Origin of the sequence: Sulfurospirillum sp., assembly GCF_036802865.1 — a bacterium.
Classification (GTDB): Bacteria; Campylobacterota; Campylobacteria; order Campylobacterales; family Sulfurospirillaceae; genus Sulfurospirillum.
In genome coordinates this window covers 245,057-263,309 of record NZ_DAIRVK010000004.1, presented here as the reverse complement: position 1 = coordinate 263,309, position 18,253 = coordinate 245,057, and the positions used below count along the sequence as shown (strand labels likewise).

The following is an 18,253-nucleotide window of genomic DNA, read 5'->3' as shown; positions in this document are numbered from 1 at the left end:
CAATTCCGAACGCTTTTAGATGACATAATCATTCCATGAAGCCTCATTCGTATAGATGCGTGCATTGGAAAAATGAACAAATAAAGTATCGTTTTCATGCGCTTTAATCGTCTGCCACTCAACTTTAGAAATCTCCGCCTCAACTCTTTGATGTGCGTGTAGTGTCTCAAGCTCAACACGTACACGAGGGCCTACCAATCTCCATCCGATGAGCTTTGCTTCAATACCGCCACCAAGGACATTGTCGATGCTAATGTTGATCTCATGCGGACGAACAAAGAGTGATGCTTCTTTAGAGCTTCCTAGATCTGGTGTGTTAAGTTCTGTGTTTTCAAGATGCAAAGAGCCTTGCTCCACGCGGGCATGAAAGAGATTGACATTGCCCAAAAAGCTATAGACAAATGGATTGGCAGGTCTGTCGTACACCTCTTCGGGAGTACCGATTTGCTCGATTTTCCCTTGGTTCATGACGACGATTTTATCGGAGACTTCGAGTGCTTCTTCTTGGTCGTGGGTTACAAATACACTGGTGATGTGAATTTCATCGTGCAAGCTTCTTAGCCATTGGCGAAGTTCTTGACGCACTTTGGCATCCAATGCTCCAAAAGGCTCATCGAGTAACAATACTTTTGGCTCAACGGCAAGGGCACGCGCAAGTGCTACACGTTGGCGTTGACCGCCAGAGAGTTGTGATGGGTAACGATTGGCAATCCAGTCGAGTTGAATGAGCTGAAGCAGTCTATGCACACGCTCTTTAATCTCCTCTTCGCTCGGGCGTGTCTCTTTGGGTCTCACACGAAGTCCAAAGGCGACGTTTTCAAACACACTCATGTGGCGAAATAGCGCGTAGTGCTGAAACACAAAACCAACCCCTCGGTCGCGTACGTGCGTTGCGGTGGTATCTTCGCCATTAAAATAAATTGTTCCGCTATCGGCTTCTTCCAGTCCTGCAATGATGCGAAGTAAGGTCGTTTTACCTGAACCTGAAGGTCCCAAAAGAGCTACGAGTTCACCATCAGGGATGGTAAGATTGATGTTATCAAGGGCGGTAAAGTTATCAAAACGTTTGTTAATATGTGATATCTGAATACTCATGGTTTATCCTTAATGCGCAAGTGAGCGTTTTTTACCGATGCGCCACTCAATGAAACTTTTTAACACCAACGTTACCAGTGCTAAAAGGGTCAAAAGTGAAGCAACCGCAAAGGCCGCGGTGAAAAGGTACTCGCCGTATAAAATCTCTACATGTAAAGGCATTGTGGTAGTCATTCCCCTGATGTGACCTGAAACAACGGCAACCGCACCAAACTCGCCCATCACTCGGGCGTTGCTGAGAATGACACCGTAAAGCAACCCCCATTTGATGTTAGGAAGGGTCACTTTCCAAAAGGTCTGCCACCCAGAGGCACCAAGTGTTAAGGCGGACTCTTCTTCATCCGTTCCTTGCTCTTGCATCAAAGGAATGATCTCCCGCGCTACGAAGGGGGAGGTGATAAAAAGCGTTGCAAGGATAATTCCTGGTGTGGCAAATACAATGCGTATATCATGCGAACTCAGCCACGCGCCAAACCAACCTTGACTTCCAAATAAAAGCACGAAAATCAAACCTGCGATAACAGGCGAAACCGCAAATGGAAGGTCAATTAAGGTAATAAGAAGCCCTTTACCTCGAAATTCAAACTTAGCAATCAACCAAGCAGTGGCAACGCCAAAAACAGTATTGAGAGGAACCGTAACAAGCACCACTAACAGTGTCAGTTTAATCGCAGCAATAGCGTCTGGCTCGCTGATAGAAGCCCAATACACTTTCCACCCTTTTGCCAAGGCTTCGCTAAAAACTACTCCTAAAGGAAGCGCTAAAAAAATGGCTAGGAAAAGAAGCGTTGTACCCAGTAAAAGGGGTTTAAGCCATTTTGGCTCTAAAGGGTGAGCATTTTGCATCGTCCTCTCCTATAAACTTTTTTCGCGACTGTAAATCTGAATGGCATTAATCAAAAACAAAATAACGAACGTTGCAAGTAACATCACCGTTCCAACCGCTGTTGCACCCACATAATCAAACTGCGAAAGTTTGGTCACGATGATAAGTGGCACGATTTCACTCACAAAGGGCATATTGCTCGAGATGAAAATAATAGAACCATACTCACCAAGTGCTCGTGCAAACGAAAGAGCAAACCCTGTTAAAAGGGCTGGCATTAACGAGGGTAAAATGACTCTGCTAAACGTCTGCCACCACGAAGCGCCTAGGCTTGTGGATGCTTCTTCAAACTCTTTTTCAAACTCTTCGATGACAGGCTGAACCGTACGCACCACAAAAGGAAGCCCGATGAAAACAAGAGCTACCACAACACCTGCCCTAGAATAGGCAATTTGAATGCCAAATGGCTCTAAAAGTGAGCCTATCCAACCATTGGACGCAAAGATAGCCGCAAGGGCAATACCTGCAACCGCAGTAGGAAGAGCAAACGGCAAATCCACCAATGCATCGACAATTTTTTTACCAAAAAAGTCGTAACGCGCCAATGTCCACGCAACGATGAGTCCAAAAACGAGGTTGATCACTGCGGCAATCAAGCTTGCGCCAAAACTAAGTTTAAACGAAGCCACGACTCTAGGATCGCTGATAACGGCTCCAAACTCACTCCAAGAGAGCTTCGTTGTATAAAGCAGCAAACCCCCTAGTGGTATGAGCACTAGAAGGGTGACGTAGGTCAGGCTAAAGCCAAGCGTCAAGCCAAAGCCTGGCAAAACACTTGGTTTTCTAAAGTGCCATTTCATCGTTTAATAGAAGCGAAGATTTTGTCAAACTCGCCACCATCTGCAAAGTGTTTTTTCTGAGCTTCGCCCCATCCGTTAAAAACCGCATCGATCGTAAAGAGTTTAAGTTTAGGAAACGTTGACTCAGTCTCTTTTGCAATTTCAACATCCGTTGGACGATAGTAATTTTTGGCAGCAATTCTTTGTCCCTCTTTCGAGTACAAGTACTCTAAGTAAGCAATAGCTACCTCTTTGGTTCCTTTTTTTACTACGTTTTTATCGACAATGCTAACACTTGGTTCTGCAAGAATGCTGATACTAGGAACGACTATGTCAAATTTATCAGGGCCTAATTCTTTAATCGACAAGATTGCTTCATTCTCCCAAGCAATTAAGACATCACCTAAACCTCTTTGAACAAAGGTGTTGGTAGCGCCTCTGGCACCTGAGTCTAGTACGGGAACATTGGCATAGATTTTAGAGACGAATTCTCTGGCTTTATCTTCACTACCGTATTTTTCAAGCCCATAGCCCCAAGCCGCTAAATGGTTCCATCTAGCACCTCCTGAAGTTTTTGGGTTTGGCGTGATGACTTTCACATCGGGTTTTGCTAAATCATCCCAGTCACGAATTCCTTTTGGATTGCCTTTACGCACTAAAAATACAATGGTAGAAGTATACGGTGCGCTGTTATGGGTCAATCTTTTTTGCCAATTAGGATCAATCGCTTTGGCTTTTTCTGCAATGGCATCAACATCATAAGCAAGTGCTAAAGTGACGACATCAGCATCTAGTCCGTCGATCACACTTCTAGCTTGTGCACCTGAGCCTCCATGAGATTGACGAATGGTGACGTTATCGCCTTTGAGTTCTTTCCAGTGTTTAGCAAAGGCTTGGTTGTACTCTTTATAAAACTCTCTGGTTGGGTCGTATGAAACGTTGAGTAAAGAGATGTCTGCGGCGTGAATAAAAGGCGCTACAAGCGCCAAAACTGCTATGGTTACCCCAAAGAGGTTTGATTTTAAACTTTTCATTTTTGTTTCCTTATGTGTTGTTGACTTAAAATATTTTATTGGTGATATAAGACGTTTTTTTAGCAACACATCAGACAAAAAACACGAGTACTCTTTCCATGAATAAGGGAATCATTAGAGTTCATGGTTTACCTCCTTGTTTTAAATTGACGAAATAATAGCAGATTCTTTTTTTATTGTCAAGAATACCAAGCGATTTAGTAGTATATGAGCATCTCCTGTCTCTCTTTTGAATGAGTTATGTTATAATCTCAACAAATTCCACACAAGGTTTTTGGGATGTTTTATACCGTTGTAGCCATTTTTTCAGGTGCTGGATTTGGTGCTCTTTTACGTTGGGTTTTAGGTACAAAGCTCAATGCGCTTTATCCCACTATTCCTCTTGGAACTTTAAGTGCCAATCTTCTAGGTGGTTATCTCATTGGATTGTTTATTGCTTTTTTTGCTTCCAATACCGCTCTTGCACCAGAATGGCGCTTGTTTATCATCACTGGATTTTTGGGTGGACTGACCACATTTAGCACTTTTAGTGCGGAGATCGTCACGCTCATTCAAGAAGGACGCTTTAGTATGAGCATCGTTGCAGCTCTTCTGCATGTTATTGGCTCCATCCTGATGACACTTCTAGGCATTGCTAGTTATACCCTACTTCAAAAAGGATCGTTATGAAAGGTTTTCAACTTGTTTTTTCAACTCTTCAAAGTCGTAAACACGCAAACGGTGATCATATCAGCCAGTGGCTTATGGATATTGCCGAGAAGATTGGAATTAAAGGTGTAACGGTTCTGCAAGCATCACAAGGTATTGGGAGAGATGGCAAACTACACTCTTCTACTTTTTTTGAACTTGCCGATGAACCACTTGAAATCATTATGAATGTCGATGAAGAAGCATGCGAAAAACTCTTCAAAGTTCTAAAAGAAGAAAAACTCGGACTGTTTTATACCAAAATAGCTATTGAGTACGGCACACTTTGAATAGGATAAATATTTAGTGACAAAATGCACGACTTTTTATGCTATATCTTCTACCTGAATATTTTTTGCTCTTCTTTTAAATGCCACGTCTCTTTGTAAGATTTTGACAATGACGAAAAAATAAATAATAATATTAAAAAATTATTTATTCTTGCTCTTACCATACTTTATGAATTCGGTAAACTATAACTTCATAAAAAAATTTTACTTTTGTAATATAAAATACTTTATCACATGATAACCAATGTAGAATAATGCACTAAAACACCAAAAAATGGCTCAATAATGAAGTTTTATGTAACTTAGAAGACACTTTTAATCCATTTATTGGCTTAAAAGTACAATCATTTATCCATAAAATCCATTTATATACACCTGAACTATCTGATATACTTTCTCAAAATATGAATTTTTTAAGGTTTTATAACTTCCATTTCATTCAAATTTAAATGAACGATATGGCGAAAAATATTAAAACTCTTTTTTGGCATTTAGTATGAATTACTTTAAGAAGGAATGATTATGACCGCTCCAATTTATAATTTTGCAGAAGAACATTTTAGAATAGAAAAAATAGACTATCTAAGCCCTGTTCCACGACATAAACACTCTTGTTATGAGCTTTTTTTCATCGCTCAAGGAGAGGGAACATTCTATGTTGACTGTCAAAGTTATGAAGTACATAAAAATTCATTTTTCTTAGTTTCACCCAATCAAATTCATGGATGGGAGCAAACATGTAATCTTCAAGGCTATCTACTTAAATTTGATATGTCATTTTTTGCGGAAAAATCTTTTATTGAATACCTTTCGATCTTTCGTTTTGATACTGTTAATGTAAGTGAATCGGAATTTTTGATGTTTGAAGCTGTACTACAAAACTTACATGTAGAATTTAAAATGACAAAATCATTTAAAGAGTCTACGATAAGCAACCTCCTTCAAATTTTACTTATCTACGTAAAGCGAGCATTACCTGCAAAACAAGCATCGCACATCACCAATATAGTATTTACAAAACTGAATGACCTTATGCATGAAAACAATTACCAGCTAACCCCTGTAACGTACTATGCAAAAAAATTAAAAATGAGTGAGAAGCTGTTGAATCAAGCCATTAAAGAAATTTCAGGATTCAATTGCAGTGAACTTATTCGTTCCAAAACAATCCAAGAAGCCAAAAGACTTCTTAAGTATGACACCATGTCGTGCAATGAAATTGCTGACCATTTAGGCTTTATTGACCCAGCTTATTTTAGTCGTTTCTTTAAGCGCGAGGTTGGCGTTTCTCCAAAAAATTTCCGTAATCAATTGGAAGCAAAGTACAATTTTTAATAATGAAAATCCATTTTAAAAATAAATATTAACCGTTATAATTTATCTGAAATTTAACTTTCGGAGGAATTATATTATGAATAAATTCGCTGTCGTACTTTTGAGTACAGTCGTTTGTGGCACTTTGGCGAGTGCTAAACTTAATCAACAATTTGAACCAGAAAAAGATACTTCTGCGTTTAGTGGTAAACCTGAAGTCAGTTTTGCCGTTGACTTGTCTTTTTACTATCAAGGGATAGATCAACCATGGAGTCCCTCTAAATTTGCAAGCCACGTTGATGGTAATGCATTTAGTACAACATCAACAGATGCTGTATCTAAATCAACTGGTGATACAGAATCAGCATTAAGTTTACCTGCTGCAAATCTAGATATTAATGCTAAAGTGATGAGCGGTTTTAATGTTAAATTGCAAACTATGCTTGCATCTCACCATCATAATGAAACCTATGTCAAAGGTGGTTACGCAACTATTGATAACCTTGATTTTATTGCTCCAGGATTTCTCTCTGGATTTATGAAAGATGCAACGATTAAAATCGGTGTCAATGATATTAACTATGGTGACGATCAATACCGAAGAACTGATAATGCCAATGTCATGAGAAATCCTTTTATCAATAACTTAGCCGTTGATGCTGCTGATCAAGGTACACATATTGAGGTTCTTTATCGTATTCCTGCGATTAGCTCTTTTGTAGTGGCAGGTATCACAAATGGTCAAGCTAATCCACAAGATACGTCAGAAACAGATAGCTTTGGTACGACAAGTAATACTTACGCTGTATATGGAAAAATTGGTTTTGATCACGAATATACTGATGATCTAAGACTTAGAATTACAGAATCAGTTTACAGTGTTTCAGGGGTGAATAGACAAGATTTATACATGGGTGATAAAGCGGGCAATGTTATTAGAAACGTTTATGGTACTACTAATACAAACGTACTTTCATCTGGTTGGGATCCTACGAGAAACTATGTCAACTATAAAGGTACACAACAATATACATCTGCTCCAGACGTTCTCTCTTCGAAAACCAATCTTTTTATAAAATATAAAGACACAGAATTATACGGAATGTACGAAATAATTGATGCGAGTGATACTATGGATAAATCTATCAAAGTTAATCACTATGCAGTTGATCTTGTTCAACGTTTCTGCAACGATAAATTCTGGGCAGCAGTTCGTTATGAAAATGCTGTTCAAGATTACAAAGATAGTTATAATGATCTTGGAGATGCTGAGTTAACACAATATCAAGCTTCACTTGGTTGGTTCCTCTCAAAAAATGCCGTTGCAAAGCTTGAGTATATCAAACAAGAGCGTGAAAAATTCTCTATCTATAAAGATGGTAAAGCTGATTTTAGTGGCTTTATGGTCAATGCATCTCTTAGCTTCTAATTTTTTATAAGGATTTAATGTGAAAAAATTGATTTGTAGCCTTTTGCTTTTATCAGGCTTAGTATACGCTGAAAATATTGAGATTCATGGAACATCTACGCTTCATGATTGGAAAATGGTTTCTAACAAAACCGATGTTGCATTTGAAAATGATGGCAGTCAAATCACAAAACTAACTGTCGCTGTTCAAATAAAAACACTGAAAAGTGGCGATGAGGGTTTAGATGAGAAAGCTTATGAGACATTGAAAATTGATAAAAACAATGTGATTACTTTTAAGCTACTCGAAGCTGATTTAGCTGCTGGTACTATCAAAGGTATTTTTAAAGTACTCGATAAAGAACGAACACAAACTTTAAAACCTGAAGTTTTGACACTTGATCATGTTTCGGGTAGTTTTAAAGTGAAAATGACAGAATTTGGACTTGAAATTCCGTCTGTCATGTTTGGTGCTATCAAATCAGGTGATGAAGTAACCGTTAAGTACGACATCAAAAAGTAAGTTCATATACCCATTATCTTAAGAAGAGAGGTTTTTACCGCCAAGCCCCCTCTCTTCTGTCTCCTTGAATACTCGATAAACCCATGGCTATATTTTATTTTATAGTCAAGGATTTATCATATGATCGCACTATAATTTGATCATATTATTGTACTATTAGACTAATTTAAATCTTAAAAGTACAATAATATGATATAAAAGTCTATTTTTATGTTGATCCAAAGTAGCTGTACTTCTTACATACAGTATGTAAGGATTAAATAATGTTGGGTATAGAAAAAAATTTGCGAAGCATTTGACAGAAGAAAAGGGAAAATTTATTTTGCGTCTTAGTGTGGCTATTTTAATATTGTTTCATGGATTTAAAAAATTTAACTATGGCATTAGTGGTGCTAAAGCACTTGTACTCAAAGCTGGGCTACCAGAATTCTTGGCTTATGGGGTTTATATGGGAGAACTTATTATCCCTTTTTTACTTATTGCTGGACTTTTTACTCGTATCAGTGCGCTTATATTAAGTACAACAATGATTGTTGCCATTTATCTTGGCTTTGAAGATAAATTTTTAATGCTCGATGCTAAAACAGGAGGTCCTTTAATTGAACTTCCGTTACTCTATCTTTTAGTTTCACTTAGCATTGTGTTTTTAGGTGCTGGTAAATATAGCTTAGATCAAAAATTACACCTTAGTTAAATCATACACTAATGTAATATAGATGTATCGTTTTTGCTTTTGTGTGTACAATTAGGAAATATAAATGACTACCGAAGTTAAACTTTTTCACGATATAGACCCTAAAAGCCCCAATGAAGAAAAAAATTTTTATATTGGTCAAATTAGCCATCATGCGCTCCCCAAAGACACTCCACTACCACTGCCTCACAGGCACCCATTTTATGAAATTATTTTTGTGACACAGGGCAATGGTATTATGAGAGTGGACTTTAAAGACAATCCTATTCAAAAAGGATCTCTTTATATGTTTTCTCCCTCGCAAATTCATCTTCCTATTATGACAGAAGAATTTCATGGTTTCTTATTGCGATTTGATCTTTCTATTTTTGCAGAAAAAACTTTTTTTGAAAATCTTTCTATCTTCAATTTCGATTATATGTTGATTGAAGAGCCTTCTTATCATTTATTTGAAGAATTACTCTTTAGTTTATGCGAAGAATTTGATAGTCAAAAAACACTTAAACAATGTACTATAAATAACTTACTCAAACTTTTTTTAATTCAAGTCCAGAGACTGCTTCCTAACGTTATCAATGAAAATACCCAAACAACTCTTTTTGGAGCACTCAATGCCCTTTTAGAAGAGAGTCATTACCATGTTAACACACCAATCTACTATGCAAAAAAACTCAAAGTGCCTATCAAAACACTCAATCTCGCCGTAAAAGAGTATACAGGAATTCCCTGTGGTGAGTATATTCGGTCTAAAACAATTGTAGAAGCCAAGAGGATGCTCTGTTTTACAGGTATGAATTCCAATGAAATCGCTGCAGCATTAGGATTTGATGACGCAGCATACTTTAGCCGTTTTTTTAAGCGAGAAACGGGATTTTCTCCCATTCAATTTAGAAAGAATTTTGTGTAAAAAAGAATATAAGCCCTTTTTTAGGGCTTATATCTTTAATCAAAGAGGTAATTCAGTGCCTTATTCAACGTAACTTTTCAAGCTTAGCTTGGAAAGTACATAAAGATAGACATCAAAACTTACCTTGATCTTTGAGCTTTTTATACCACGCATTGTGAAGGAACTTGACTTCTTCTTCTTCAACATAACCCGTAATAATACTATGCACCGCACCTTTAATCGCAAACATAGACATATACACATGGGTAATAAAGAGTGCGACAACGGCAAAGCCCATCACGTTATGTAAAATGGCAGCGGCTCTTAAAAGGTCGATTTGACTCATTCCTGTTAAATTATGCAACATTTCCATCTTGAAATCCAAGAAGAACATGAAAGCACCGCTTAAAATCATCGTAATGCCGCCTAGTATAGCTACCCAATACCACATCTTTTGACCTGCGTTAAATTGGGTTGCATTGATGATCTGTTTCTCTTTAGAAAGATACCCACCTAGAATTAGAAACCATTTCACATCCTCTAAGTTAAAAAGTGCCTCTTTCAGCCACATGAGCGCCATTGGGATTACCACAATGGAGAAAGGAATGGTAAAGAAACCATGAAGGTTTTTCGCCATTCTTACCAAAGTACCACCACCAAAGAAGTCACCAAAAACGATGATAAATCCTGTTGGAATTATCACTAAAAAGCTTACCGCTGCTATTTGGTGAACGGTTCTATGGAACAGGTTAAAAGCATAATGCTTATTATGGCTGTGTGGAAATACTTTGGGTCCTACAAACTTATAATGAAGAAAAAAGACTGTAGGTACACCTATTAACACACCTAGAAATATCCATGCAAAGTATTTATGCTGTAACATGGTGAACAAGGGTCCTAATTTCCATGACTCTTCTTGTCCATATCCTAGGATATTTTGTATGCGCATCTCGCCCCAGATTTGGCTATCAGTGGCGTATGCCACTGTTGCCAAACCAAGAAGTGCAATGAACATGGTTATAAACTTTTTCATTGCTGCTCCTTTATGCACCTTTACCTCGACCTGCTACCCTTTTACGGTAAATGTTTGAGACACTCTCAGCATCACCGACAAGGAGTGCATTGGTTGAACAAACCGCCGCACACATAGGCACTTTTCCCTCAGCGATTCTGTTTTGACCGTAAAGATGTCTCTCTTTTTCAGAGTTAGTCTCTAAAGGACCACCGGCACACATGGTACATTTATCCATTGCTCCCTTAGCGCCAAAAGCACCATCTCTTGGAAACTGTGGAGCACCGAATGGGCAAGCGTACAAGCAGTAACCACAACCGATACATTTATTTTTATCATGAAGAACAATTCCATCTTCACGAATATAGAAACAATCTACGGGGCATACTTGCTCACATGGTGCGTCTGTACAGTGCATACATGCAATTGAAGTAGAGACTTCTTTACCCTCTACACCATCATGCAATGTAATAACCTTACGACGACTAATACCTGTTGGCAGTTCATGCGCCTCAGCACATGCGACTGAACACGCAAAACACTCAATACATCTGTGATCATCACAGTAAAATTTCATTCTTGACATTTCATTACTCATTGGCCACCCCCCTATGCTTTCTCTACGCGGCATAGACCAGCGTTGAACTCTGAAATTTGTGTGATCACGTCAAAACCATAGTTTGTAATGGTATTTGAACTCTCACCAATCGCATACGGTTTCGTACCTTCTGGGTAATTTGCACTCAAATCAATACCTTGGAATACACCCGCAAAGTTATACGGCATACAAATACGATCTGCCGTAACACTGTGATTGTGGTACGCTTTAACCTTAATTTTTGTGCCATGAGGGGCATGAATCCACATCATATCACGATCTTTAATGCCATGTTTAAGTGCCAAGTCTGGGTGAATGTTACAGAACATCTCTGGCGTAATTGCAGAGAGGTATTTGCTCGTTCGCTCAAGCATACCAGCACCGGAGAGGTTTACAACCCTCATGCTAACTAACATGGTTGGAAACTCTTTTGACCAGTCTTGTTTTTGTTGTTCTGATTTGAACTTAACTTCAACACGGAAATTTTTCGGTTGATCTTCATAGGTCGGATATTTCGCAACCAAATCCCAACGTGGTGAGTGAAGTGGTTCGCGGTGCAATGGCACAGGATCTGGGAATTCCCAAACAATCGTACGTGCTTTTGCATTACCATACACACAAACACCTGCTTCACGGGCTTTTTGCTGAATAAGACCGCTAAAGTCCATCAACCAATTCACACCCATTTTCGCTTTTTCGTCTTCACTTAACGTAATGCCAAGGACTTTTTCGATGTTCTCTTTGGTAAGTTGTGGATAACCACCCTCCACTTTTGAACCCGCAACAGTAACGCTCTTATCCGCAAGTTGACTGACACCGTTGTGCTCTAAACCGAAGCGATTTCTAAAGCCCATACCGCCTTCAGCGACAGGTACATCACGACGGTAAAGAATCGGAGAACCCGGATGTTTATCATCCCAACATGGCCATGGAAGACCGTAATACTGACCTTTCATCGGTCCTTTTCCCTCTAGGGTAACAGGATCAAACATATGCCAGTTCTCTTGATGGCTTCGTAATCGCTCAGGAGTCCAACCACTAAGACCAATGGATTTGATCGTTCGAGCAATCTCACGAACCGCATCATCTGGCCATTTAAAGTCATTTTTAACTTGAACGACTTTGCCTTCTCGTATATCCATTTTCATACCCTGAACAAATTGGTCATAAAAACCAAATTTCTTCGCGAAAGCAAACATGACTTCTTCATCACTTTTGCTCTCATAAAGAGGCTCAACAACTTTGCTTCTCCATTGAGATGAACGATTCGTAGCAGTTACCGTTCCTTCACTTTCAAACTGTGTAGCAACAGGAAGAATGTAAATGCCGTCTTTTCGACTTGTAAGAACAGCTGCTTCGTTGACAAATGGTTCTGCAATGACCACTAAATCAACTTTATCGAGAGCCTCTTTAATCTTCGCTTGTTGCGACATAGAGGTAATTCCCGTTCCTTGAATCCACACAGCACGAATCGGACTTGATGAATATGTTTTTTCTTCTTGGAGAACACCTTGCCACCATTTTGCTAATGAGAAGCCTGGTTCATTCATCCATTTTTTATCAAAAAATCTGCCTTTAAGCCATTCATAATCCACGCCCCATGACTCCGCAAAGTATTTCCAAGCAGGATCAGCCAAGCCATAATAGCCTGAGAGCGAGTCTGCAAGGTTACCCATATCGGTTGCACCTTGAACGTTATCGTGTCCACGAATGATGTAAAGTCCGCCACCTTTTTTACCCATATTGCCAAGAGCAATTTGTAAAACGGGAAGGATTCTGGTGTTAGAAGAACCTACAGAGTGTTGTGTAATACCCAATGACCATGCAATAGCGCTTGGAGTATTTTTAGCAAACAGTGTTGTTGCTTGAATGATTTGATCGACTGGGATGCCTGTAACATCAGAAGTGAGTTCTGGTGTCCATTTGGCAGCTTCTGCGCGGATTTGATCCATTGCATAAGAGCGTGTGTCGATAAATTCTTTATCTTCCCAACCATTTTTAAAGATGATGTGAAGCATACCGTAAACAAAGGCAATGTCTGTACCTGAACGAATACGTAGGTAGAGATCCGCTTTTGCAGCACTTCTGGTGTAAATTGGATCAACAACGATCAATTTAGTTCCAGCTCTGTCTTTTGCTTGTAAGAAGTGTTTAAATCCAATAGGGTTTGCAACGGCTGAGTTTGCACCAATCATCATAATGACTTTTGCATTAACCGCATCACCAAATTGTTGTGTCATAGCACCGTATCCAAATGTATTCGCAGCACCTGCGACGGAAGCACTATGTCAAATTCTAGCTACGTGGTCAATATTGTTTGTTCCCCACATTGCAGCAAATTTTCTAAAATAGAAAGCCTGTTGCAAGCTGAATTTTGCAGAACCTAAAAATTCTACGATATCTGGACCATTTTCGGCGCGCATTTTAAGCATCTTGTCTGAAATTTCGTTAACGGCTTGATCCCAACTGATACGTTGCCATTTTCCATCGACTTTTTTGAGAGGATACTTAATACGTTGTGAACTCTTAACCAAATCAATTTGGTCAATGCCCTTACAACAATGGCTACCTTCGCTGATTGGGTGATCTTGTGCTACATCTTGGCGTACCCAAACACCGTTTTGAACTTCAGCGATGATTCCGCATCCTGCTGAACAAATACTACAAATGGTTTTGACTTTCTTTGAACCTGGGAATGGATTTTTCACTTCTTCTTCAGTAGCTGGTCTGATTGAGTCGCTGGTTGCAAACGCACTGGTTGCTCCAAAACTCGCTCCGATCGCCGCCATTTTTAGAAATGATCGTCGTCCCATGTGCAAAGAGGCGTCTTTTAACATCTCTTTACTCATCTAATCTCCTTAGACTGCCGCGTGATAATACGCGTCCCAATTGGCTGTTTTTTTATAGAGAATCTCTTTTTTCTTCGATTTTCCCTTAACAACACCGTTACTCCCTGCTGTTGCAGCACCTTTGTCGCTAGCAATTGCGCTAACACCAACAGTGGCTACGACTGCACTTACGCCCAGAGTTTTTTTAAGAAAACTCCTTCTTTGATCTTGCATGGTCATTTTCTCCTTGCAGAATTTCTCTTTGGACACCAAAGAGAGAGCTAAAGAAACCGTGATTTTCTTAGCTCAACCTCTTTAAATGTAAAGATTTTAATTATGCAAAATTAGCATATTAATAGAACTTAAAGCACTAAAGGTGCATGGGCTTTCCGTCTTGGAAAACCCAGTGTTAGCGTAGCTTTTAAAGCTTTGCTGTAAAGGCGTAAAGATTAAAGTACGAACTCTTCCATATTTTTCTTTGGTCTTGGAGTAATCGGTTTACGTGTTTTTTTAAGCTCTTTGGTAAAGATTTTAGGCGCTTCATCTTCGTTGGTTTTGACTGGTTTTTTTACATCCAAATAGAGTCGCTCAAGCGCCATGAAAGACTGCATAATCACAGCTAAATTTTGATAAAAGTGGCTATCTTCATGGGCATACAATGCAGCAATAAAATCATCCACAAAAGGGTTCAGAATGTTAACAAAAACCTCACGTACAAGCTGAGCACTCTTTTCATTACCACTCAACTCTTCTTCGATCATCTTTTGCATAAAAAGTACAATGAAACCGATGTGATCTTCAAGTTCTTTGAACTTATCACTGTCACGTCTGTAGTTGGAACTGAACACATAATTGACCATCTCCAAACGCATTTTACCATCATCCCTATTTTCAACAAAAAAGGAAGCTGTGACGGGAATATACGCTGAATAGGGGCTAAAAAAGACTGTATCGCTCTCCTCTTTAAGAAGATTATAGCCTCCTTCAATAAGCAAATTTTGCATATTACTAAACGCAACTTTACTCTCTTCGTCCAAAGGGTTTTGTGCTAATACATCAATCGTCTTCTGAATGACGTTAAGATCGTTTGCGTTATCAAAAAACGTTAAAAGTGAGGCAAAGAGCCCGTAATAAACGGCTCTTGCTTTATTAATTGCCTCTTTATTCATAGGCTGAGTCCTTTGTTTTCATTTTCCATGTGAGCTTTAAACATTACTTTGGGTTTACACGCTGCACAGCAGTACAGTGTTCGTAGTTTTACGTCATCATTTCCAAACAACGGTTTCATCATCGTTGCAATTTTTTCAACCGCTTTAACGGTCGCAAATGGCGTTCCACACTCAACACAGGTAAAAAGTTCATCTTTTGCCATAATGCGTTGAGAAAACCAACTCGGTTTCAAGCTAATTTCATCTCGCACGACAATTAAACAATCTTTTTCAGGACAAGTCACTTCACAATAGGTACAATTTGTACAAATAGAAGCATTAAAACGAAGCGAATTGTCTTCTGGATGAGCGGTCAAAGCACGTACGTTACACGCACCCACACAGCTAAGGCACAATGTACATTTACTCTCATCGATTTTGATATCACCGTAATGCACATGCTCACCCGCTTTAACCATGCCCAAATCTTCGTCACCTACCAAATGAGAAAGGCGTGCCGAGAATATCTCACGTTTGCGAAGCCCCTCTTCATTGATACCGTACATACATTCAGATAAACTCTCTAAGCTTTCAAAAATACGCGCTAAATCAGCACTATCTTCACAGACATAAATCGCTTTTTTGTGGTATTTTTTCTCAAAAATTTCATTGATAATGCGAATAACATCGCCCGTACCTTTAGAGATAAAATCCGTATAAAAAATAATCGGATTGCCACTGGTTTGAAGCAGATTTAAAAGATGGGCTTCATGGAGGTATTTTTCACCTTCAATCATCAAAGGAAGCACACCCTCTTTTAAAGGAATATCAATCAACCCTAAATCCATTTTATGTGGAATAATCAATGAAACAGCGCCTTTAAAATACTCACTCAAATGCGAAAAAGCAATGCGTGGCATCTGTGTATAATCAAGCGCTCCACTAGGACAAACGCTGATACAACCACCACAACCATGACAGTCAATGTGCGAAAAAGCCAAATGCTTCTCTTCATCTTCTTTTAAGATAGCGACCGTTGGGCAAACCTCAGCACATTTACCACAAATTTCAACGCGTCTTTCATGGTACTGACAGATGGAAGGATCGTAGTTAATAAAGTTTTTATAGTGGTATTCGCCTCTGTTGTCACGAAGTTTTTTTAGTGCACCGTCTAGCCCAATCAATGAAGCGTCATACACACCACTTTGTTTCATCGCAAAGAGGGGAGCATTCCACCAAATAATCTGGTCGCACTCAAGATCAAGGAGTTCACCCTCTTTTTTGAGCGTTACATGTAAATTTCCAATGTGTCCATTGACATCTAAAATCATTGAAGGAGAAAGTAACATGACCGTAAAATCTTCATCTCTCAACTCTTCTTTAAGGGCTTCGTGGTTTTCATCGTCAGTGACGATTAAAACTTTGCCCCCCACTTCTTGAGAATAGTCCATATCTTGCGCAAAATCAAATCCAAGGGCACGAATAGCATAGAGTTTTGTTATATTAGTGATCTTTTGAGCGATACTATCACGAGATTGTTGAAGGTAGAAATTGATCTCAGGAGCATAAATAATTGCTGCTGCATCAGGGTGGTTTGAGACCAAAAAGTCACCAGAACATGGGCTTTTAACCAATTCTATCGCTTCGTTAAGAGGGAAATCAATACCAACGGTATCGTAGAAAACGTACTCTTTTTGCATTTTACATCCATTAAGTGGTAAATAAGTATTTACCGATATTGTAAAATGAATTGGATTAAATGGCTCTTAACAAGAGTAAATTTATCCGCTTGTCAAGCGTTATATACATTAATATACAATGCTTGACAAGGCTCTTTTATCACTATAGCTTGCGTTAATCTTCTTAGGCTATAATAACTATCATCAACTAGTGAAGGTCATTCATTTTGGTAAACAAAAACTTTCTTATTGTGAGCTTTTTAGCCCTATGCATGTCGGTAATCTTCTTTTTCTTTACCGCTTCTTACAAAAGTATGGAAAAAAACTCGATTATCTTAGGAGCTTCTTTACCGCTTACAGGTATCAATAGCCACTTAGGTAAGGATGTTGTAGTGGGTGCTAATACCTATTTTAGTCACACCAATGCCCGAGGTGGTGTGCAAGGTAAAAAGATAGAGTTTATTCAATATGACGATAAATATGAACCAGAAAACACTTTTAGCAATACCATCAAGCTCATCACCAAAGATGACGTTTTCGCACTTTTTGGTTTTGTTGGAACACCCACAGTCAAACGTGTTATGCCTCTTATTGCGGAAAGCAATATACCTTTCATTGCACCTTACACGGGGGCTTCTTTTCTTCGTACAAAAGACACACCCAATATTATCAATTTTAGAAGTTCCTATACTGAAGAACTCGATGCATTAGTTGAGTATCTTACCAAACAAAAAAATATTAGCCGTTTTGCCATTTTCTACCAAAACGATGATTACGGTGAAGAGGGCTATATCGCACTCTCAAATGCGCTTTCAAAACGCAACCTAACCTTAAGTGCAGAAGGTACATACAAACGCAATACCCTCTCTATTCGTCATGCCATCCATGAAATTGAGACAGCAAAACCCGAGGCTATCATCTTAGTAGGCTCTTACAAACCCACGGCACGCTTTATTGAAAAAGTGAAAGAACAAATTCCTTCAAAAATGATTTTCTGTCCTATCTCTTTTGTGAATGCAGATGCCTTAATGGGTGAATTACATGGGAAAGGCGATAACATCTTGTTTTCACAAACCGTCCCTTCTTATGATGATTTTTATTCCAAAGAAGCAACCGAGTATCTTAAAAATCTTGCTTTTTACTATCCTGAAGAGAAACCTTCTTTGGTCTCTTATGAAGCATATCTTGCCGCAAAAACAGTTGTAACGGCACTTAAAGCGATTAATGGAATCATTACACCCAGTAAATTTTTGGACAAACTCAAGCATATAGCACCTCAAACGTTGGATAACATTCCCCTCGTTTACCACAATGCACAACTTTTAAACCAAGTCTATCTCTCAAACTACGTCAATGGCAAATTTGAGATTATTCAAAAGTATGAGTATTAAG

Annotated in this window: 18 protein-coding genes; 8 read left to right on the top strand and 10 right to left on the bottom strand. The window is 38.8% G+C overall.

The genetic code is table 11. The annotated features are described in order from the left end of the window. Window positions 1-15: 15 nt before the first annotated feature. Genes V7Q04_RS10530 through V7Q04_RS10515 form a run of 4 tightly spaced genes read right to left on the bottom strand, consistent with a single transcriptional unit; the run spans window position 16 to window position 3,794 of the window. A complete protein-coding gene (locus V7Q04_RS10530; RefSeq protein WP_333805036.1) occupies window positions 16-1,095 on the bottom strand; it encodes a sulfate/molybdate ABC transporter ATP-binding protein in 1,080 nt (359 codons plus the stop codon). Window positions 1,096-1,104: 9 nt separating this feature from the next. Beyond that, window positions 1,105-1,941 carry a sulfate ABC transporter permease subunit CysW gene (gene cysW, locus V7Q04_RS10525; protein WP_333805035.1) on the bottom strand — a complete coding sequence of 279 codons (837 nt, stop codon included), beginning with the start codon at window positions 1,939-1,941 and terminating at the stop codon, window positions 1,105-1,107. A 9-nt stretch (window positions 1,942-1,950) separates the two neighbouring features. Beyond that, the gene (gene cysT, locus V7Q04_RS10520) at window positions 1,951-2,781 is read right to left on the bottom strand and encodes a sulfate ABC transporter permease subunit CysT (RefSeq protein WP_333805034.1); all 831 of its coding nucleotides are present in this window, start codon (window positions 2,779-2,781) and stop codon (window positions 1,951-1,953) included. Next, window positions 2,778-3,794, bottom strand: coding sequence for a sulfate ABC transporter substrate-binding protein (locus tag V7Q04_RS10515; protein ID WP_333805033.1), 1,017 nt, complete (start codon window positions 3,792-3,794; stop codon window positions 2,778-2,780). Before V7Q04_RS10515 ends, cysT begins: the two co-directional genes overlap by 4 nt. A 279-nt stretch (window positions 3,795-4,073) precedes the next feature. Here V7Q04_RS10515 and crcB point away from each other — a divergent pair, with 279 nt between their 5' ends. The 7 genes from crcB (at window position 4,074) to V7Q04_RS10480 (ending at window position 9,617) form a co-directional block, all read left to right on the top strand. Then, window positions 4,074-4,463 carry a fluoride efflux transporter CrcB gene (gene crcB, locus V7Q04_RS10510; protein WP_333805031.1) on the top strand — a complete coding sequence of 130 codons (390 nt, stop codon included), beginning with the start codon at window positions 4,074-4,076 and terminating at the stop codon, window positions 4,461-4,463. Continuing rightward, a complete protein-coding gene (locus V7Q04_RS10505; protein WP_333805029.1) occupies window positions 4,460-4,771 on the top strand; it encodes a DUF190 domain-containing protein in 312 nt (103 codons plus the stop codon). Before crcB ends, V7Q04_RS10505 begins: the two co-directional genes overlap by 4 nt. Before the next feature lie 522 nt (window positions 4,772-5,293). Continuing rightward, window positions 5,294-6,106: a helix-turn-helix domain-containing protein gene (locus V7Q04_RS10500; RefSeq protein WP_333805027.1), complete on the top strand. Its 813-nt coding sequence runs from the start codon at window positions 5,294-5,296 to the stop codon at window positions 6,104-6,106. A 76-nt stretch (window positions 6,107-6,182) separates the two neighbouring features. Continuing rightward, on the top strand, window positions 6,183-7,514 hold the full coding sequence (locus tag V7Q04_RS10495; protein WP_333805026.1) for a hypothetical protein: 1,332 nt from the start codon (window positions 6,183-6,185) through the stop codon (window positions 7,512-7,514). A 19-nt stretch (window positions 7,515-7,533) separates the two neighbouring features. Beyond that, window positions 7,534-8,016 (top strand): YceI family protein, encoded by a 483-nt coding sequence (locus V7Q04_RS10490; protein ID WP_333805025.1) that lies wholly within the window; start codon window positions 7,534-7,536, stop codon window positions 8,014-8,016. 322 nt (window positions 8,017-8,338) lie between these two features. Beyond that, on the top strand, window positions 8,339-8,710 hold the full coding sequence (locus V7Q04_RS10485) for a DoxX family protein (protein ID WP_333805024.1): 372 nt from the start codon (window positions 8,339-8,341) through the stop codon (window positions 8,708-8,710). A gap of 64 nt (window positions 8,711-8,774) precedes the next feature. Beyond that, entirely contained in the window at window positions 8,775-9,617 is an 843-nt protein-coding gene (locus V7Q04_RS10480) for a helix-turn-helix domain-containing protein (RefSeq protein WP_333805023.1), read from the top strand. 112 nt (window positions 9,618-9,729) lie between these two features. Here the strand turns inward: V7Q04_RS10480 and V7Q04_RS10475 are convergent, their stop codons facing one another. The 6 genes from V7Q04_RS10475 to V7Q04_RS10450 form a co-directional block, all read right to left on the bottom strand. Next, on the bottom strand, window positions 9,730-10,629 hold the full coding sequence (locus tag V7Q04_RS10475) for a formate dehydrogenase subunit gamma (protein WP_333805022.1): 900 nt from the start codon (window positions 10,627-10,629) through the stop codon (window positions 9,730-9,732). 10 nt (window positions 10,630-10,639) lie between these two features. Beyond that, window positions 10,640-11,194 carry a formate dehydrogenase FDH3 subunit beta gene (gene fdh3B / locus V7Q04_RS10470; protein WP_333805065.1) on the bottom strand — a complete coding sequence of 185 codons (555 nt, stop codon included), beginning with the start codon at window positions 11,192-11,194 and terminating at the stop codon, window positions 10,640-10,642. A 23-nt stretch (window positions 11,195-11,217) separates the two neighbouring features. After that, window positions 11,218-14,043, bottom strand: a complete 2,826-nt coding sequence (locus V7Q04_RS10465) for a formate dehydrogenase subunit alpha (protein WP_443070041.1) — start codon at window positions 14,041-14,043, stop codon at window positions 11,218-11,220. Window positions 14,044-14,064: 21 nt separating this feature from the next. Further along, entirely contained in the window at window positions 14,065-14,268 is a 204-nt protein-coding gene (locus V7Q04_RS10460) for a Tat pathway signal protein (protein WP_333805021.1), read from the bottom strand. Between the two features lie 215 nt (window positions 14,269-14,483). Further along, on the bottom strand, window positions 14,484-15,203 hold the full coding sequence (locus V7Q04_RS10455; RefSeq protein ID WP_333805019.1) for a TorD/DmsD family molecular chaperone: 720 nt from the start codon (window positions 15,201-15,203) through the stop codon (window positions 14,484-14,486). After that, window positions 15,200-16,882, bottom strand: a complete 1,683-nt coding sequence (locus V7Q04_RS10450; protein WP_333805017.1) for a 4Fe-4S dicluster domain-containing protein — start codon at window positions 16,880-16,882, stop codon at window positions 15,200-15,202. Before V7Q04_RS10450 ends, V7Q04_RS10455 begins: the two co-directional genes overlap by 4 nt. Window positions 16,883-17,133: 251 nt before the next feature. Here V7Q04_RS10450 and V7Q04_RS10445 point away from each other — a divergent pair, with 251 nt between their 5' ends. Beyond that, window positions 17,134-18,252: an ABC transporter substrate-binding protein gene (locus tag V7Q04_RS10445; protein WP_333805016.1), complete on the top strand. Its 1,119-nt coding sequence runs from the start codon at window positions 17,134-17,136 to the stop codon at window positions 18,250-18,252. Window position 18,253 lies beyond the last annotated feature (1 nt).

What these genes read in the sequence shown, in the direction of transcription:
- V7Q04_RS10475 (WP_333805022.1), bottom strand. Translation starts at nt 10,629, where the DNA reads ATGAAAAAGTTTATAACCATGTTCATTGCACTTCTTGGTTTGGCAACA.
- fdh3B (WP_333805065.1), bottom strand. Translation starts at nt 11,194, where the DNA reads ATGTCAAGAATGAAATTTTACTGTGATGATCACAGATGTATTGAGTGT.
- crcB (WP_333805031.1), top strand. Translation starts at nt 4,074, where the DNA reads ATGTTTTATACCGTTGTAGCCATTTTTTCAGGTGCTGGATTTGGTGCT.
- cysW (WP_333805035.1), bottom strand. Translation starts at nt 1,941, where the DNA reads ATGCAAAATGCTCACCCTTTAGAGCCAAAATGGCTTAAACCCCTTTTA.
- V7Q04_RS10495 (WP_333805026.1), top strand. Translation starts at nt 6,183, where the DNA reads ATGAATAAATTCGCTGTCGTACTTTTGAGTACAGTCGTTTGTGGCACT.
- V7Q04_RS10460 (WP_333805021.1), bottom strand. Translation starts at nt 14,268, where the DNA reads ATGCAAGATCAAAGAAGGAGTTTTCTTAAAAAAACTCTGGGCGTAAGT.
- V7Q04_RS10445 (WP_333805016.1), top strand. Translation starts at nt 17,134, where the DNA reads ATGTCGGTAATCTTCTTTTTCTTTACCGCTTCTTACAAAAGTATGGAA.
- V7Q04_RS10530 (WP_333805036.1), bottom strand. Translation starts at nt 1,095, where the DNA reads ATGAGTATTCAGATATCACATATTAACAAACGTTTTGATAACTTTACC.
- V7Q04_RS10455 (WP_333805019.1), bottom strand. Translation starts at nt 15,203, where the DNA reads ATGAATAAAGAGGCAATTAATAAAGCAAGAGCCGTTTATTACGGGCTC.
- V7Q04_RS10505 (WP_333805029.1), top strand. Translation starts at nt 4,460, where the DNA reads ATGAAAGGTTTTCAACTTGTTTTTTCAACTCTTCAAAGTCGTAAACAC.
- V7Q04_RS10480 (WP_333805023.1), top strand. Translation starts at nt 8,775, where the DNA reads ATGACTACCGAAGTTAAACTTTTTCACGATATAGACCCTAAAAGCCCC.
- V7Q04_RS10450 (WP_333805017.1), bottom strand. Translation starts at nt 16,882, where the DNA reads ATGCAAAAAGAGTACGTTTTCTACGATACCGTTGGTATTGATTTCCCT.
- V7Q04_RS10515 (WP_333805033.1), bottom strand. Translation starts at nt 3,794, where the DNA reads ATGAAAAGTTTAAAATCAAACCTCTTTGGGGTAACCATAGCAGTTTTG.
- V7Q04_RS10500 (WP_333805027.1), top strand. Translation starts at nt 5,294, where the DNA reads ATGACCGCTCCAATTTATAATTTTGCAGAAGAACATTTTAGAATAGAA.
- cysT (WP_333805034.1), bottom strand. Translation starts at nt 2,781, where the DNA reads ATGAAATGGCACTTTAGAAAACCAAGTGTTTTGCCAGGCTTTGGCTTG.